Raw genomic sequence first — 16,950 nt, 5'->3', positions numbered from 1 at the left:
CAGGCGAAGTTTCTCTGTATCTCTGGCCCCGAGAGGGCTCGCACCGCGAGCAGTCTTTTTTTTCCTCCCGGCTGATTTCGTTTCAGCGCTTTTCACTAACTACTCAGTCCTCACCGCCAGGCTCGCCCAGGCGCCACCCGGCCAACCTCTGCGAAAGCGCACCGACATTACCGGCGCCCTGAGTCAGAACAATATCACCGGGCTCCAACAAATCGGCCAATACCGGCGGCACTTGATCAATCGTCTCCATAAAGATCGGATCCACCTGTCCCCGGTTGCGTATGCTGCGGGCGAGGGTCCTGCCATCGGCACCGGCAATTGGCGTTTCGCCAGCACTGTACACGTCGAGCAAGATCAATTTATCGACCTCAGACAACACTTGAACGAAATCTTCGAACAGGTCCCGGGTTCGGGTATAGCGGTGGGGCTGGTAAATCATAACCAGTCTCCGATCCGGCCATCCATCCCGCACCGTTTTCACTGTGGCAGCGACTTCTCGTGGATGGTGCCCGTAATCGTCCACCAACATCACCTTGTTCGCTTGCCTATCATCACTTACCGCATATTCACCATAAATCTGGAAGCGGCGGCCAACACCCTGGAAGCCTTTTAGCCCGCTGCGAATCGCCTCATCGCTAACGCCTTCATCACAGGCAACGGCAATGGCTGCTGTCGCGTTGAGGACATTATGAATACCTGGCGTATTCACAGAAACCTGTAATAGGTCCCCCTTGGGTCTCTGCACGCTGAAATGACTGCGCAGCGGCTCCTGCTTTACTTCGACAATGCGGTAGTCATTGCCCTCATCAAATCCATAGGTCAGCACCGGGCGAGAGAATTTGGGAATAACCTCCTGAACATTGGCATCATCCCCACAAACCACGGCCAGACCGTAAAACGGCAGGTTGTGCACAAAATCAATAAAGATCTGCTTTACCTTCTCGAAGTCGCCCCCATAAGTTTCCATATGGTCCGCATCGATATTGGTAATCACTGTCACCATCGGCTGTAGGTGGATAAAAGATGCATCGCTCTCGTCCGCCTCCGCCACCAGATAGCGACTTTCACCCAGGGCCGCATTGGCACCCGCAGCATTGACCAGGCCTCCGATAACGAAAGTCGGGTCTTTTTTATCTGCGGCAAAAATTGCGGCGATCAAGCTGGTAGTCGTTGTCTTTCCGTGAGTTCCCGCCACAGCGATACCATAGCGGTAGCGCATCAACTCACCGAGCATTTCGGCGCGGCGCACAATGGGGATTCTCTTCTCCCTCGCCTCTACCAACTCCGGGTTATCGCCGTGTACCGCTGAGGAGTTAACTACAACATCAACGCCGCGAACATTTTCCTCACTGTGCCCGATTTGGACTTTAACACCCAATTCACGCAGCCGGTCGGTTACCACAGATTCACGCAGGTCAGAACCGGATACTTCGTAGCCCTGATTCTGCAATACCTCTGCGATACCGCTCATGCCGGCGCCGCCAATTCCAATAAAGTGAATTCGGCGGATACGACGCATAGCCGGTACCGCATAACTTTTATCTTCGCTCGTCCGCACTGAAGACATGACTTTAACCTTCACCCACTTATTCTTTATTACCTGGCCCGGGCCAGCTCTTCGCTGCAAGCATTCACCACCTGCTCAGTCGCATCAGTTTTTGCCACTCGCCGCGCGGCAGTCGCCATTTGTAATAGCTGCTGGCGATCCTCTAACAAGCCCTGTAGTAAGCCAGATAACTTCTGCTCATCCATTTCCCGCTGCTGCATAACAATCGCTCCGCCGGCATTTTGCAACCACTCGCCATTACGCGTCTGATGATCATCAATGGCATAGGGGAAAGGCACCATAATTGCGCCGACACCCGCAGCGGCAATTTCAGAAACCGTCAGCGCCCCGGAGCGACAGATAATCAGGTCCGCAGCGCGATAGGCCCCAGCCATATCCGCAATAAAAGGGACCACTTCAGCCTCTACCCCCGCCTCTCGATAGGCCGCTCTGGCAACCTCCAGATGACGCTCTCCGGCCTGGTGGACCACGGTGGGGCGCAGGGAGGGCTCCAGCAGCGCAATCGCCTTTGGGACCAACTCATTAATCGCCACAGCACCGAGACTGCCGCCCAAAATCAAAAGGCGCGGAGACGACTGACTGCCAATGCGCGTGTCAGGCTCCGGCAGCGCTGCAATTTCTTTGCGCACCGGATTGCCCACCTGCCTGGCACCGGGCAAACCACTGGGGAAGGCCTCAAGTACCTGACTGGAAATCCGTGCCAACAGGCGGTTGGTGGTTCCCGCCACCGCATTCTGTTCGTGGATAATCAGCGGTATGCCCCCGAGGCGGGCTGCAACACCGCCCGGCCCCGTCGCAAAGCCGCCAAAACCGAGCACCGCGTCCGGCTGCACCCGCTTAACCACCACCCTGGCCTGGGCAATTGCCCGCAAAATTTGCAGGGGCGCTTTGAGCAGGGCCAACTTCCCCTTGCCCCGGATACCCTCCACCTTGATACAGTGCAGCGTTATATTCGCCTCCGGTACCAAGCGGGATTCAATCCCGCGCGCGGTACCTAGCCACTCCACAGTGGCCCCTTGTTCCTGCAATGCCCTGGCCACCGCCAGCGCCGGAAATACATGGCCACCGGTACCACCGGCCATCAACAAAAATTTCTTGCCGGAAAAACGCTTATTTACTTCAGACATCAAACCGCCTCTCCGCTACCGCTCTTTATATTGGACTTGGGGGAATGAAATATTGGCAGCTGGCGCAAAAGCTCAAGCCCGCCACTACCATTTTCAGCAGGCTGCTTTAATTCAGCCTGAATCCGCATCGCCAAGCCGAGTAATGCACAACACACAATCAGGCTACTGCCACCAGAGCTGACAAATGGCAGGGTCAACCCCTTGGTTGGCAGCAGGCCAGAGGCAACGCCCATATTGACGAAGGCCTGCCCTGCCAATAGCACCGCCATACCAAAGGCCAACAGTGCCGCAAAGAACTTCTCCTGCACGAGAGACGCCCTGACCAAGCGGAGCAGCGAGTAGGTGAGCACAGCGAAAAGCCCAACCAGCACCACACCACCGAACATCCCCCACTCTTCCGCCAGGATCGCAAAAATAAAATCCGTATGGGCCTCGGGCAGATAAAACAGTTTCTGCACACTATTGCCCAAACCGACCCCAAACCACTCTCCGCGGCCAAAAGCGATCAGCGACTGGGTCAGCTGATAGCCACTGGCAAACTGATCCCCCCAGGGGTCCAGAAACGTCAGCAATCGCTGCAAGCGATAGGGACTCATCAACGCCATTAGCGCCAGACCACTGGCAGCGGCCGCCACCAATAAAAAAGTGTGAGGAAGGCGCGCGCCGGCCAAAAAAACCATCGCCAATACAGTGCCAGAAAGTACAACCACCGAACCGAAATCCGGCTGCAAAAGCAGCAACAGGGCAACCGTTGCGAGAATCACCACCGGCACCATAAAACTGCTCCAGTGACGCAACTGCTTATTTCTGCGGGTTAGAAAACTGGCAAAAAATACCAGCAGGCAGAACTTGGCTACTTCGGCAGGCTGCACCGTGATACCGGCAAATACCAGCCAGCGCCGGCTACCGTTCACCTCCCGACCAATCCCCGGCACCAGTACCGCAATCAGTAACAGGCAGGCAAACAACAGTAGCGGCCAGGACAATCGCGACCAAATCGCCAGGGGAATCTGACTGACGACAAATCCAGCCACGCCACCGACCAGTAAAAAAGCCAAGTGGCGCTTGAGGAAATACCAGGGGTCAGCATAAATATCTGTAGCGAAGGCAATGGAAGCCGATGCCACCATCACCACGCCGATACTAGCCAGGACCAGGACACTGAGTAACAGCAGTCCATCCTGCCATTCGCCGTGCCGATGCTCTATTGCCAGAGCGCTCACTGGACGCCTCCAGCGGTATCGCATAGCGCCAGAACTGCCCGGCGAAAATCATCGCCGCGCGCTTCAAAATTGCGATACATATCAAAGCTGGCACACGCCGGTGATAACAAAACGTAGTCACCGCTGTGTGCCAATTGCCTAGCTTCAGCGACCGCCTCCGCCATTGAGGTGGCCCTGCGAACTTCGCACTGGCCGTCAAAAACGTCGGCCAACTTGTCTCCATCCACACCGATACAGACCAGGGCCCGCAGTGCCCCGGCACTTTTTCGCAAGGGCGCAAAGTCAGCTCCCTTGCCGTCACCTCCGGCAATCAGCACTATTTTACTGGTTGCCGTCGACAGGCCATCCAGTGCCGCCTGGGTTGCCCCCACATTGGTGCCTTTTGAGTCGTTGACATAAACAACACCGTCAAAATCAGCTACGCGCTCACAGCGGTGCTGCAATCCGCGAAAGCTGCGTAAAACTTTCAGCATCGCCTCGCTCGGCAAGTCCAGTGCGTAGCCCATCGCCAGAGCAGCCAAACCGTTGGCAATATTATGCTTGCCGACCATGGCCAGATCGCTCACCGGCAATAAAACCTCGGTTCCCCGGGCCAACCACTTCTGCCCTTGATGTAAACGCAGACCAAACTGATTGAGATCCGGCTGATCGAGTCCAAAGCTCCACTCGCGCCGCTCGCGGGAGAGAGGCCCCTGGGATAAAGGGTCCGCGCGATTTATCACGAACTGATCCGCTCCGCGATAAATGCGCTGTTTGGCCCGGTGGTACTCCACCATACTGGGGTAGCGGTCCATATGGTCCGCACTCATATTTAAAACGGTGGCGACAGTGGGGGCCAGGGAGTACGTGGTTTCCAGCTGAAAACTGGAGAGTTCCAAAACAAAAATTTCTGGCAGCGGCTCCTCGAGTAAGTCCAGTACCGGCACACCGATATTGCCGCCGACACCAACGCTCAAACCAGCCTCTTCGACCATCTTCCCCAGCAGTGTGGTTACTGTACTTTTTCCGTTGGAGCCGGTGATTGCAGCGAGCTTTGCGCTCGCTTGCACTCGGCTCAGGGCCTGGGCAAACAGCTCGATATCGCCAATCACAGGGATGCCATCGGCGATCGCTTGCTGCAACACCGGTTCCGCAAGCGCCACCCCCGGACTGGCAATAATCAGGCTCGCGGCGAGTAAAGTGCCCGGGCGCAATGGGCCGGTTTCCACTGCCACCTGCGGGAACTCCTGACGAAAAGCTTCGAGTCCCGGCGGGTTATCGCGACTGTCTGCCACGACCGGCGTATGGCCGTGACGCAGCAGGTAGCGCACCACCGATTTCCCGGTAGCGCCAAGACCTATTACTACTTTCTGCTGTGAAGACGTCGCGATCAGGCTCATTTATCTATTTATCGAATTTTCAGTGTTGCCAGCCCGGCCAAAACCAGAATGACGGTAATAATCCAAAAGCGCACTATGACCCGGGGTTCCGGCCACCCCTTTAATTCAAAGTGGTGGTGCAGAGGCGCCATGCGGAAAATTCGCTTTCCCGTTAACTTAAATGATGCGACCTGCAAAATTACGGAAACCGTTTCCATTACAAAGACACCGCCCATAATGAACAGGACAATTTCATGGCGGGTAATCACCGCGATAATGCCCAGTGCCGCACCCAGTGCCAGGGCGCCTACGTCCCCCATAAATACTTGGGCCGGATAGGTGTTAAACCATAAAAATCCGAGCCCGGCACCGCCGAGGGCCGCACAGAACACCGCCAACTCTCCAGCGCCGGCAATGGCCGGGATATGCAGGTAGTTGGCAAACTCCATATGACCAGACAGATAAGCGATAACCCCAAGGGCACCACCCACCATCACGGTGGGCATAATCGCCAAGCCGTCGAGACCATCGGTCAGATTCACTGCATTACTGGAGCCAACGACCACAAAGTAGGTCAGCAATATAAAAGTTACCGGCCCCAGGTTTATCGCAACATCTTTAAAGAAGGGGACAAAGAACTGGGTTTCTGCCGGGCTTGAGGCACTCATGTACAGATAAATAGCCGCACCTAAGCCCGCGATGGACTGCCAAAAATACTTCCAGCGGGCGATAAGACCACGGGGGTTTTTGTAAACGACTTTTTTATAGTCATCCACAAAACCTACAGCACCGAACACAAAAGTCACCAGTAAAGTGACCCACACATAGCGGTTGCTGAGGTCGGACCAGAGCAGTGCCGAGGCGAAAATCGAGGCGAGAATCAGTGTGCCCCCCATCGTTGGGGTGCCAGATTTACTCAAATGGCTTTGCGGGCCATCATCCCGAATCGCCTGCCCTACCTGCAAATGGTTTAACCAGTGGATCATGCGCGGACCCACGAGCAGTGAAATACCCAGCGCCGTCAACGCGGCCATAATTGCGCGCACGGTCAGGTAGTTAAACAGCGAAAAACCGCTGACGTGTTGTTGTAATAGCTCCGCTAGCCAAAGCAGCATTACTTCTCCCCTCTGCTATTGCCAAGCAGTGCCTGCGCGACTAATTCCATACGGGCGCTGCGTGATCCTTTAACCAAAACTGTGGTTTGTTCATCCAGTTGTTGAGTGAGAGCAGTAACCAGGGGTTCCCTCTCTCGATAATTGCGCAGAGACTCTTGTCTCCCCGCAGAAAAGGCCATACTGGCGGCAGTGCCCAAGGGCCCCAGGGTAAACAGCGCATCCAAACCGCGCTCCCGCGCCAAAGCGCCAACACTTCGGTGCATTTCCTCGGCATCGGGACCCAACTCCGCCATGTCCCCCAATACCAAAATCTTTTTGCCCGAACGCTGTGACAGTAACTCAATAGCCGCGCCTACTGAGCCCGGGTTCGCGTTATAGCTGTCGTCGATAACTGTTGCGCCGGCAATACCGGCCTGCTCTTGCAGGCGCCCTGCGACGCCATTCACGGTGTTGAGTCCGCTGATAATTTCCAGTGCAGGTATTCCTGCGGCAAAAGCACAGCCCGCCGCAACCAAGGCATTGTGAACGTTGTGTTCACCGAGTAATTTCAGACTTACCGGGTGGGCAACACCTTCGATAACCAGGTCAAAAGAGGGGCAACCACTGGAGTTCAATACAATATTATCCGCGTGGATAGGGCACTCATTGGACAACCCAATAGCCAGGGTTTTTACTCCCTCGGGGATATTCTGCAACCAATAATTCGCGTAGTTATCATCGCTATTGATCACCGCCGTCGCCGATACGTCCAAGCGGGTATAAATCTGTCCTTTGGCTTTGGCGATCCCATCAACAGAGCCAAAACCTTCGACATGTGCCGGCATTACGTTGTTTACCGCAGTCACCTGCGGCTTGCCGATACTACACAGGTAACCGATATCATCGGGACCATTAGCCCCCATCTCGAGAATCAAGGCATCGTGCTGTGCTGTCAGCCCAAGCAAAGTCATCGGCAACCCAAACTGGTTGTTTAGATTTCCCTCGGTGACACAGGGCGTATGGCTCTGAGAAAAAATGGCTGACAACATCTCCTTGACGGTGGTCTTGCCACAGGAGCCGGTAATAGCCACAACCAATCCGTCAAATTGTTCGCGGCATTGTAAGCCAATTTGCCCCAGTGCGATCGTGGTATCTTCAACACGCCACTGTGGCAAACTGCAACTGGGCACTTCGCGATCGACAACCAAGCCCAGTACCTGGCCATCCAGCTCACCGACAAAGTCATGCGCATCAAAATTTTCACCAACCAATGCGACAAACAGAGACTTGGGGTCGAGCTTGCGGGTATCGGTGCAGACCTGTGCAAACTCCACAGAGCCATTGATCAGTTCGCCACCAAAACGGCGTTGCAGTTGCTCCAGAGTAAGGGGCTTAATCACCTTGGCTCTCCTCGCCTTCACTGAGCTGGCCCGTATTGTCCACGCGCGCTTTAAGAGCAGCCGCAGCCTGCTCGCGATCGCAGAAGTGAATTTTTTCACTGCCGATAATTTGGTAATTCTCGTGACCTTTACCGGCGATCAACACAATGTCTCCCGGCTGTGCGGCAGATACCGCTTGAGCAATAGCGGTTGCGCGATCAGCTTCCACTTCGATATTGCTGGCGGCGCCCTCGAGAATATCGTCGATAATTTTTTGCGGATCTTCGCTGCGGGGGTTATCGCTGGTCACAATGGCACGGTCTGCCATTTCCGAGGCAATACGCCCCATCGCCGCGCGCTTACCTGTATCCCGGTCACCGCCACAACCAAATACACAGCACAAATTGCCGCGACAATAAGGGCGCGCGGCCGCTAGAGCGGCCCTAAGGGCATCTGGGGTGTGGGCGTAATCTACCAGTACGCCCACCTCGCCGGCGCCCTCAACCAGGACTCGCTCCATACGCCCCGGCACCGCTTGGATAGTGGGAAAAGCGGCGAGAATATCTTCAAAAGGCATACCCTCTGCCGCCGCTGCGGCAACCACCGCCAGGGCATTGTGGATATTGAAATCACCGATTAGGGGGGCGTGTAACTCGCCAGAACCCCAGGGGGAATTGAGTTTTACAGAGAACCCCCGCTCGTGGCGGCGCAGATCGGCGACATGCAAGTCGCCCGCCTGCAAGCCATAAGTCAGAACACGCAGGCCGCGTAATTTACAGCGCTCCGCCAGCTGGGCACCAAACGGGTCATCCAGATTGATAATGCCGCGCTTTAGTTTCGGCAGCCCGAAAAGCTTCTCTTTGGCCGCGCCGTAAGCGGCCATATTGCCGTGATAATCCAGGTGGTCGCGGCTCAAATTGGTGAAAATTGCCGTATCAAAAGTCAGCCCGTGTACACGCCCCTGGGAGAGCGCATGTGAGGAAACCTCCATCGCCGCAGCGGCAACGCCCCTATCGCGGTAGCTGGCGAAATCCGCCTGCAAACTCACCGGATCAGGGGTCGTTAGGCCCGTCTCTCGCAATTCGATTTGGCTATCTTTCCAGATACCGTTGCCAATGGTGCCTATCAGTGCGGCACTGCCAAAGTGGCGGGCCAGCAATTGGGAGATCAAATAGGCGCAGGTGGTTTTACCGTTGGTACCGGTCACTCCAACCAGGTGCATTTCACCACTGGGATTGCCGTGGAAGCGCGCAGCAATTTCCCCTACCCGCTTGGCCAGACCGGGCACACTGACCACCTGGATGTCATTGCGACTTTTGCACTCCAGCTTGTCGCCGTCGGCGAGTACCACCGCAGCGCCGGCAGCAATTGCCGCATCGATATATTCACGCCCGTCGACGACAGAGCCGCGCAAAGCCATAAATGCGTCACCGGCTTTAATCTTGCGGCTGTCCAGGGCAATACCACTGACAGGAATATCGGGTATACCGGCGTAACCCGGCACCAATTCTTTGATGGAAACAGAATGTTGTTCGCGCTGACTCACGATTTTGAACCCCTCTCGCTTAACTGCGCGGCCAATTGTCCTTCCGCCGATTTAATTTTTTCCGGTGGAACCTGCAACAGGCGCATAGCACCAGTCATCACCGCACCGAATACCGGCGCGGCTACTTCACCGCCGTAATATTTGGCGTGACTGGGATCATCAATAACAACTACCGCGGCAAGGCGCGGATTATCAGCGGGAATAAAGCCCGCAAATACCGAGCGGTAGCGATTATCCGCATAACCACTACTGCCAACTTTGTGTACAGTGCCGGTCTTGCCGGCAACGCGATAACCCTCTACAGCGGCAAGGCGACCGGTGCCGCGGGAAATCACCGTTTCCAACATCGCTGTAACCTGCTGCGCCAAGGGCTCTTCGATAACCTGCTCAGGCGTTTCCTGCGCTTTGTCGGCGGATAAAACCAGAGAAACCGGGCGCTTAACCCCGGTATTCGCCAGCACACTGTAGGCTTGGGCCAATTGCACGGCGTTGACAGTTAAACCGTAGCCGAAGGCGAAATTGGCCCGCTCGATTGGGTGCCAGCGACTGCGAGTCGGCAGAATACCCGGTGCCTCACCGGGAAAGCCGCTCCCCACAGCTTCGCCCAGGCCCAAGCGATAAAAGAGTTCGCGCAGAGAATTTGGTTCCAAATCGAGGGCAATTTTTGTAATTCCCACCTGGCTCGACTTGGTAATAATTTTGGTGAGATCCATTTTCCCGTAATTAATCGGGTCTACCAGGGTTTTCCCCGGCACCCGAATATATCCCGGGCTGGTATTTATTTCTGTTTTTGGCGTGTAGCGCCCGGTCTCCAAAGCCGCCAGTACCGTCAAAGGCTTTACCGTAGAACCCGGCTCAAACTGATCGATCAGCGCGCGGTTGCGCATGGCTGCCGACTTAACGCCCTTGCGGTCATTGGGGTTAAACGAAGGTTGATTGGCCATCGCCAACACATCGCCGCTCTGTGTGTCGAGAATCACCATAAAGCCCGAAGCGGCACCGTTTTCCAACACCGCTCGCTTTAATTCCCGATAAGCCAAATACTGTAGGCGCATATCGATAGACAGGCGTAAATCCCTGCCCGGTTGCGCCTCCTGGCGAATGGCTAAATCCCTTACCGTGCGCCCTTTCAGGTCTTTAATTACCTGGCGAGATCCCGCCTGCCCCGACAGCCAGTCATCGTAGGCCAACTCCATCCCTTCCTGGCCGCGATCGTCGATATTGGTAAAACCGAGAAGCTGGGCCACCACTTCTCCTGCGGGATAAAAACGCCGATACTCTTTTCTACTGAAAACACCGGTAATTCCCAGCGCCAACACCTCTCCAGCTTCTTCCGGGGACAGGTGACGGCGCAGGTACATAAACTCTTTATTGCGGTATTTTTCCAGGCGCTCGCCCAGTTTGGAGGGTTGCAAATCCAGTGCACGGGCCAAGTGCGCTAAATTTTCATTATTTATTTCACGCAGTAATTTGGGGTTGGCCCACAGACTGTGGACCGGGGTACTGACGGCGAGCAGCTCACCGTTTCGGTCGACGATAGAGCCTCGATACGCGGCAATTTCCTCGGTGCGCAGAGTTCGCGCTCGCCCCTGATCCTGCAGGAAACGGTATCCGCGCTCAGCCGCTGGCACCACTTGCAGCCTGGCCAAATGAAATACCAGTGTCAGGGCGAGCAGGCACAGCGAAACCGCCACCAGCGCAAAGCGCCAGCGGGCAATACCCGGCTGAATATCCTTTTTCTTAACTGCGCCCATGTATTCCCAATTGGCCTTATCTATTTATTCTGCGCCCAGGCTGAGCATGTCACTCTCCAGGCCTGAGCTGCAAAGCTCAACTTGTGCAAACTCTTTTTAATTATCTAAAGGCCAAGGCCCCCCAAAAACGCAGAAACCCCACCGGGCAAACAGCAGGGTATTTACGTCTTAATCTGGAGGCAGCTAGAAGCTAATCCACTACCACCAGTACCTGCTCCGCAGGCGCAGGCATATGCATCTTCAATTTTTCTTGTGCGACCTGCTCGACCCGGCTATATGCCGACCAGGCACTTTTTTCTAAAAGGAGCCGCTCTTGTTCATAGCGCAGCTCATCGTGATTTTTTTGTGCCTTACCCAGCTCGGCGGTCAACTCTCGACTGTGCTGGGTGGTATGGATGACAGATAGGGATGACACTATTACCCCTATCCACATCACTCCCACTCCGAGCAAGGCCTTAGCGGACATCAGCTCAGTTTCCAGCCAACTTTTCTGCCACCCGCATTACGGCACTGCGGGAGCGCTGATTTTCGTCGACTTCTACGGTATTGGCCTTCACCGCCTTGCCCACTGAACGCAGCGTCTTGGTTATCTGGCTATCCATAACCGGAAGCCCCCGAGGCAACTGGGGACCGCGCTCTTTTTCCCGGATAAAACGTTTTACCATGCGGTCTTCCAGGGAGTGGAAACTGATAATCACCAGGCGCCCACCGGGTGCCAGTAACTGCAGGGATTTATCCAGCGCACTCTGCAGGTCATTCAGCTCACCATTGATATGGATACGAATGGCCTGGAATACACGAGTCGCGGGATGCTTGCCCTTCTCCCAAGCCGGGTTCGCTTCCTTCACAACTTCGGCAAAATCGAGGGTGCGTGCAAACGGCTCTTCCTGCCGACGCTTGACGATGGCAGCGGCCATCCGCCGGGCAAAACGCTCCTCTCCGTACTCCTTGAACACCCTGGCCATTTCGGCCTCGGCCTCAGTGTTGACCCATTCCGCAGCACTGATCCCCCGGCTGGTATCCATGCGCATATCCAGGGGGCCATCCTGCATAAAACTGAAACCGCGCTCCGCCTGATCCAATTGCGGCGAAGACACACCCAAATCGAGCAGTATCCCACTGACCTTACCGGCGGCTTGCCCGGCAGCCTTATCCATATCGGCAAAAGACCCGTGCCAAATGGAAAAGCGGGACTCACCGGCAAATCTCTGCTCGGCAAATTCAATAGCCTGAGGGTCTTTATCCACCCCCACCAACTGACCTTTGGGCCCTAGGCGTTCGAGAATTGAGGCACTGTGCCCTCCCCGGCCAAAAGTGCCATCGATATAAAACCCGTCCAGCTCGGTCACCAGAGCGTCTACGGCCTCGCGCAACAACACACTGCGATGCAATTCTTGAGACACCCCGTACTCCCCTTATAAAGAGAGGGATGCCATTTCCTCAGGCATACCCTCTTCGTTTTCACTATCGTCGAGCCAGGACATCCAGCGCTCCTCACTCCAGAGCTCCAGCTTTTTCCCCTGACCCACTAACATCAATTTCTTTTCCAGCCCCGCGTACTCTCGCAGCGTCGGGGGAATCAACACCCTGCCATTGCCATCTACCTGTAGCTCACAGGCATACCCGATCAGCAGGCGCTGAGCGCGCCGAGCCACTTTGTTAAAACTCGGCAAGGCTTCTATCTTCGGGAGAATTTGCTGCCACTGGGGCGATGGATATACCAGCAGACAGCGCTCCTCAGTGTGAGCTGTCACCACTAGACAACCCGCACACTCATCCAACAGCCTATCGCGCACGCGTGCCGGAATTGCCAGACGCCCCTTGGCGTCCATGTTGATTGCGTGGCTGCCCAAATACACGTTCAGTGGTACTCGCTTTGGAGATCGCCCTATCGCGATTTATGCCTGGGTGGCGGGCCCGAGGAGAAAACGGCTCGACTTCAGGTGGACGGTGTAAACACCCACTCACCTGTTGCGAATAAACCACAAATTTCCACAATTATCCACTTTTCCCCACGTTCGACACTATAAAACTGGTCGACACAAAGTCAAGGAATTCGACCGCAAAGCCCCTAACCGCCCCCTGTAAAATCGCGGCCTCCAGCGAGGCGGCGGAAACGGCTCCATTTGACACTGTCGTGCCCCCAACCCTAATCCGACCTCTCAAGCCCGCAAGAGGTGAGCTGCGGCTGCATATTGGAGGAGAGATATACACGGCGGGAGGGGCGTAGGACTCGCGGAATCGGCCCAACTTTAGCGGCAAACAAAAAAGCCCGGCGAGTGCCGGGCTTTCGAAATTGTTGAGCTGGCCTGTAAGCCGGGTTCTGTCGAGGACAATCATTCATCTGGGATGCCTGTCACCAGACACCTCAAGCGACCTACCCGCCCCCGGTGCGGGTCACACCTATAAGGGGGCCTATTTGGTCTTGCTCCAAACGGGGTTTACCGTGCCGCGGACTGTTACCAGCCGCGCGGTGCGCTCTTACCGCACCCTTTCACCCTTACCTGTGCTTCCCCAGACCGAAATCGAGGGAGGCCATCGGCGGTCTACTCTCTGCTGCACTTTCCGTAGGCTCACACCCCCCAGGCGTTACCTGGCGTTCCACCCTATGGAGCCCGGACTTTCCTCCATCGCACAAGGCGACAGCGATTGCCCGGCCAGCTCGGCGCGAAGATTAAAGAGGCGACAGGCGGATTGCAACAGGCAATTGCAGCAATCGACGCCTTATTTTTGTTCCAGGCTCCAGTTGTACAGAATTTTCTTCTTTACTCCGGTGATTTCGGCAGCAATCGCCGCTGCCTTTTTCGGCGGCAACTCCGCCAGCAACAGTGACATGACCCGCTGGGCCTCGCCGTCCAGTTCGCTGTCGCGGGAGCGCTGTGCGCCGCGCACCAACAAAACAATCTCTCCGCGCTGCTGATTGCTGTCAGCGCGAACCCACTCCACCAGCTCCGCCAGGGGCATCAACTGAAAAGTCTCGAAGGCCTTGCTGACCTCGCGGGCAATCACCGCCTCTCGATCGCCGCCAAACGCGCCTGCCATGGCCTCCAGGGTGTCGGCGACCCGGTGTGGGGCCTCGTAGAACACCAGGGTGCGGGTATCCCCCGCCAGCTCCTGTAGAGCCCGCTCACGGGCGCCGGACTTAGCCGGCAGAAACCCTTCAAAGCTGAATTTATCACTGGGGAGACCGGCGGCACTCAGTGCGGCGACAAACGCACAGGCTCCCGGTATCGGAGAGACCTTGATTCCGCGCTCCCTAGCTTCACGCACCAGGCGATAGCCGGGATCGGAGATCAGCGGCGTACCCGCATCGGAAATCAGGGCAATGGTCTGCCCCTGCTCCAGGCGTTGCAAAATCTGCTCGGTGCGCTTGTCATCCGAGTGATCGTGATACGCCATAAGGGGTGTATCGATATTAAAATGGGAAAATAATCTCTGACTGTGACGCGTGTCCTCCGCCGCAACCAGATCGGCACATTGTAGAACTTCGATCGCTCGCGGTACCATATCGGCCAAATTACCAATGGGCGTAGCGACAATGTAAAGCAGCGCCTGATCCGGCCCCATAGCTGTTCACTCCAAATATAAATATTGCGGGAGAAGATTATGTCCGCCTCTTCCCGGCGCACCTCTACTGTAATCACCAGAATGGCAGCTGCCTCACTGGCAGTAGCACTGGCGGCTTGCCAGACACCGGCCTCCCGGCCGAACGTTTACCAGCCGACCTATGCGGCCGGCCACACTGTCAGTCGCAGTGAGGCTGTACGCATGCTGCGCAGTGCCGACACCCTGCCGGCGCCGGCGCGGGATCAACAGCGTCTGCAAGCGGCCGCTATTCTATACGAGCTGGGGGATAAAGAGACGGCAAAAGAGGCGGTAATTCAAATTACCCCCGCGCAGCTGGACGACAACCTCTTTGCCAGCTATGCGCAAATCTACGGCAGTTTGCTCGCCGCAAACGACGATTTCTTTGAGGCCCTCGACCTGGCGACATCTCCGCGCCTGGAAAATGTATGGTCGCAGCTGCCACAGAAGACCGCCCTGCCCCTGCGCAGTCTGCGCGCCGATCTGTGGGGGCTGTTGGGCAACCTGGACAGCGCAATCGATGAGCGGCGTGAAATTGCCTATATCGCTCAGTCTGATGAGGCAATCAGCGAGAACAACAACGGCTTTTGGCATCTTCTGACCCAACTACCGTCCAGTGAACTGAAAAGTCGCGCCACGCAGAGCAATGACAGCCAGATGCGCGCCTGGTATCAGCTGGCCCTCCTCGGCCGCGACACCCAGACGGATATCAGCTCGCAGCTGACCGCCCTCAGCCGCTGGCGCGAGCGCTGGCCCGCCCACAGCGCCAACGCCCACCCGCCCCAGGCATTGCAGCTACTGGAGCGCCTGGCCACTCAGCGGGCCGACCGCGTGGCGCTCCTGCTACCGCTATCCGGCCCCCTGGGCAGCGCCGGCAGGGCAATCCGTGATGGCTTTATGGCGGCCCACTACACCGCCCTGAATGCCGGAGGTGCCACCCCGAAAATCATGGTTTACGACACCGGGACCGATCAACCCTTCGAGGAGATCTATCAGAGCGCCGTCGATGCCGGTGCGCAGATGATTGTCGGCCCCCTGGACAAGAGCAAAGTGGCCAACCTGCTCGCCACTGAGAAGCTGCCGGTGCCCACTCTCGCCCTGAACTACGGCGACCAGGGGCGTCTGACCACCGATCTGGTCCAGTTTGGCCTGGCGGTTGAAGATGAGGCGCGGCAGATCGCCCAGCACGCTTACCGGCAGGGCAAGCGGCAGGCGATGGTTCTCGCTGCGGACAGCAGCTGGGGGCAGCGCGGCGCCGAAGCATTCGAACAGGAGTGGCTGCGCCTGGGGGGATCGGTGAGTATTCGCCGGACCTTCAGGGACAACAGCAAATTCTCCGCCCTGGTCAGTGACGCCCTGCTGATTCCCGCCAGCAACGCGCGCAAGAAAGCCTTGCAGAGTCGTCTGGCGGCAAAACTGCAATTTACCCCCCGCCGCCGCGACGATGTGGATATGGTGTTCCTCGCCGCCCAACCCCAGCAGGCGCGCCAGCTCAACCCCATGCTGACTTACCACTACGCCAGTGACCTGCCGGTTTACGCCACCTCCCACGTCTTCGGTGGCAATATCAACCGCAACCGCGACAGGGATATGAATGGTATCCGCTTTACCGCCCTGCCCTGGCTGTTTGAAAGCAACCAAACCAAACAGGATATCGAGGAGCAGGCGTCACCGGCGCCGGCCTTTGCCCGCCTGTATGCCCTCGGTGCCGATGCCTTCCGCCTCTACCCACGCCTGCCCATGCTGCGCCAATTCCCCGAACAAAAAGTGCACGGCCTCACCGGCGCATTGAGCCTGAGTGCCGATGGTCGCATAGTGCGCGAGCAGATGTGGGCGCGAATCGACAAGGGGGTGCCGGTCCCCATCACGACAGTAGAGCCCCAACTACCGCAGCGGGAACCGATCGAATTAAGTGGGAACCGTGAAACTTTTTAAGGGCTCAAGCGGTGCTGTCGGCAACCAAATGGAGGCCGTCGCAGCCCGCTATTTGCAGCGCGCGGGGCTCACCTTACTGGAGCGCAATTATCGCAGTTCACACGGAGAGATAGACCTTATCGCTCGCGACAGCGATACTGTCGTGTTTGTGGAGGTGCGCTTCCGCCGCAAAAGTCAGTTCGGCGGGGCCGCAGCCAGCGTGGATTCACGCAAACAGGCGAAGCTATTGGCCACCGCCAGCCGCTATTTGCAACAACAAAAACTGGACTGTCCGTGCCGCTTCGATGTCCTTGCCATAGACGGCGATGCACAAAACATTCAGTGGATTAAAAGCGCTTTCGAAGCCTGAGGCGCAACCGAGATTTACCCCGTCAAGTTATGG

At 56.7% G+C, this 16,950-nt stretch carries 14 protein-coding genes and 1 other RNA gene; 2 read left to right on the top strand and 13 right to left on the bottom strand.

Annotated elements, in window-relative coordinates; genetic code table 11:
- Nucleotides 1-103 precede the first annotated feature (103 nt).
- The 13 genes from murC to rsmI all read right to left on the bottom strand — a co-directional run bounded on the left by murC (nucleotide 104) and on the right by rsmI (nucleotide 14,615).
- A complete protein-coding gene (gene murC / locus ACJJIF_RS20100; RefSeq protein ID WP_444930042.1) occupies nucleotides 104-1,567 on the bottom strand; it encodes a UDP-N-acetylmuramate--L-alanine ligase in 1,464 nt (487 codons plus the stop codon).
- A 29-nt stretch (nucleotides 1,568-1,596) separates the two neighbouring features.
- Complete coding sequence (murG, locus tag ACJJIF_RS20095; RefSeq protein ID WP_444930041.1) at nucleotides 1,597-2,694, bottom strand: undecaprenyldiphospho-muramoylpentapeptide beta-N-acetylglucosaminyltransferase; 1,098 nt, start codon at nucleotides 2,692-2,694, stop codon at nucleotides 1,597-1,599.
- Nucleotides 2,694-3,917, bottom strand: a complete 1,224-nt coding sequence (ftsW, locus tag ACJJIF_RS20090; protein ID WP_444930040.1) for a putative lipid II flippase FtsW — start codon at nucleotides 3,915-3,917, stop codon at nucleotides 2,694-2,696. The genes murG and ftsW overlap by 1 nt, the downstream gene beginning before the upstream one ends.
- Complete coding sequence (gene murD / locus ACJJIF_RS20085) at nucleotides 3,914-5,296, bottom strand: UDP-N-acetylmuramoyl-L-alanine--D-glutamate ligase (RefSeq protein ID WP_444930039.1); 1,383 nt, start codon at nucleotides 5,294-5,296, stop codon at nucleotides 3,914-3,916. Before murD ends, ftsW begins: the two co-directional genes overlap by 4 nt.
- 8 nt (nucleotides 5,297-5,304) lie before the next feature.
- Nucleotides 5,305-6,390 carry a phospho-N-acetylmuramoyl-pentapeptide-transferase gene (gene mraY, locus ACJJIF_RS20080; RefSeq protein ID WP_444930038.1) on the bottom strand — a complete coding sequence of 362 codons (1,086 nt, stop codon included), beginning with the start codon at nucleotides 6,388-6,390 and terminating at the stop codon, nucleotides 5,305-5,307.
- Nucleotides 6,390-7,769 (bottom strand): UDP-N-acetylmuramoyl-tripeptide--D-alanyl-D-alanine ligase, encoded by a 1,380-nt coding sequence (locus tag ACJJIF_RS20075; RefSeq protein ID WP_444930037.1) that lies wholly within the window; start codon nucleotides 7,767-7,769, stop codon nucleotides 6,390-6,392. The genes mraY and ACJJIF_RS20075 overlap by 1 nt, the downstream gene beginning before the upstream one ends.
- Complete coding sequence (locus tag ACJJIF_RS20070) at nucleotides 7,762-9,294, bottom strand: UDP-N-acetylmuramoyl-L-alanyl-D-glutamate--2,6-diaminopimelate ligase (protein ID WP_444930036.1); 1,533 nt, start codon at nucleotides 9,292-9,294, stop codon at nucleotides 7,762-7,764. Before ACJJIF_RS20070 ends, ACJJIF_RS20075 begins: the two co-directional genes overlap by 8 nt.
- Nucleotides 9,291-11,048 (bottom strand): peptidoglycan D,D-transpeptidase FtsI family protein, encoded by a 1,758-nt coding sequence (locus tag ACJJIF_RS20065; RefSeq protein ID WP_444930035.1) that lies wholly within the window; start codon nucleotides 11,046-11,048, stop codon nucleotides 9,291-9,293. The genes ACJJIF_RS20070 and ACJJIF_RS20065 overlap by 4 nt, the downstream gene beginning before the upstream one ends.
- Before the next feature lie 190 nt (nucleotides 11,049-11,238).
- Entirely contained in the window at nucleotides 11,239-11,514 is a 276-nt protein-coding gene (ftsL, locus tag ACJJIF_RS20060) for a cell division protein FtsL (protein ID WP_444930034.1), read from the bottom strand.
- A 4-nt stretch (nucleotides 11,515-11,518) separates the two neighbouring features.
- Complete coding sequence (gene rsmH / locus ACJJIF_RS20055; RefSeq protein WP_444930033.1) at nucleotides 11,519-12,451, bottom strand: 16S rRNA (cytosine(1402)-N(4))-methyltransferase RsmH; 933 nt, start codon at nucleotides 12,449-12,451, stop codon at nucleotides 11,519-11,521.
- Between the two features lie 12 nt (nucleotides 12,452-12,463).
- The gene (gene mraZ / locus ACJJIF_RS20050; protein ID WP_444930032.1) at nucleotides 12,464-12,907 is read right to left on the bottom strand and encodes a division/cell wall cluster transcriptional repressor MraZ; all 444 of its coding nucleotides are present in this window, start codon (nucleotides 12,905-12,907) and stop codon (nucleotides 12,464-12,466) included.
- Between the two features lie 437 nt (nucleotides 12,908-13,344).
- An RNA gene (rnpB, locus tag ACJJIF_RS20045) (RNase P RNA component class A) lies at nucleotides 13,345-13,713 on the bottom strand.
- 59 nt (nucleotides 13,714-13,772) lie between these two features.
- Nucleotides 13,773-14,615 carry a 16S rRNA (cytidine(1402)-2'-O)-methyltransferase gene (gene rsmI / locus ACJJIF_RS20040; RefSeq protein ID WP_444930031.1) on the bottom strand — a complete coding sequence of 281 codons (843 nt, stop codon included), beginning with the start codon at nucleotides 14,613-14,615 and terminating at the stop codon, nucleotides 13,773-13,775.
- 39 nt (nucleotides 14,616-14,654) lie between these two features.
- On the opposite strand from rsmI, the gene ACJJIF_RS20035 reads away from it, so the two are divergent.
- Both ACJJIF_RS20035 and ACJJIF_RS20030 read left to right on the top strand, forming a co-directional pair.
- Entirely contained in the window at nucleotides 14,655-16,568 is a 1,914-nt protein-coding gene (locus ACJJIF_RS20035) for a penicillin-binding protein activator (RefSeq protein ID WP_444930030.1), read from the top strand.
- On the top strand, nucleotides 16,555-16,917 hold the full coding sequence (locus ACJJIF_RS20030; protein WP_444930029.1) for a YraN family protein: 363 nt from the start codon (nucleotides 16,555-16,557) through the stop codon (nucleotides 16,915-16,917). Before ACJJIF_RS20035 ends, ACJJIF_RS20030 begins: the two co-directional genes overlap by 14 nt.
- The last annotated feature ends 33 nt before the right edge of the window (nucleotides 16,918-16,950 follow it).

Source organism: Microbulbifer regidiadema (SeqCode), assembly GCF_052467605.1.
Note: the sequence above shows the minus strand (reverse complement) of the source record. Positions and strands in the feature narration are given on the sequence as shown.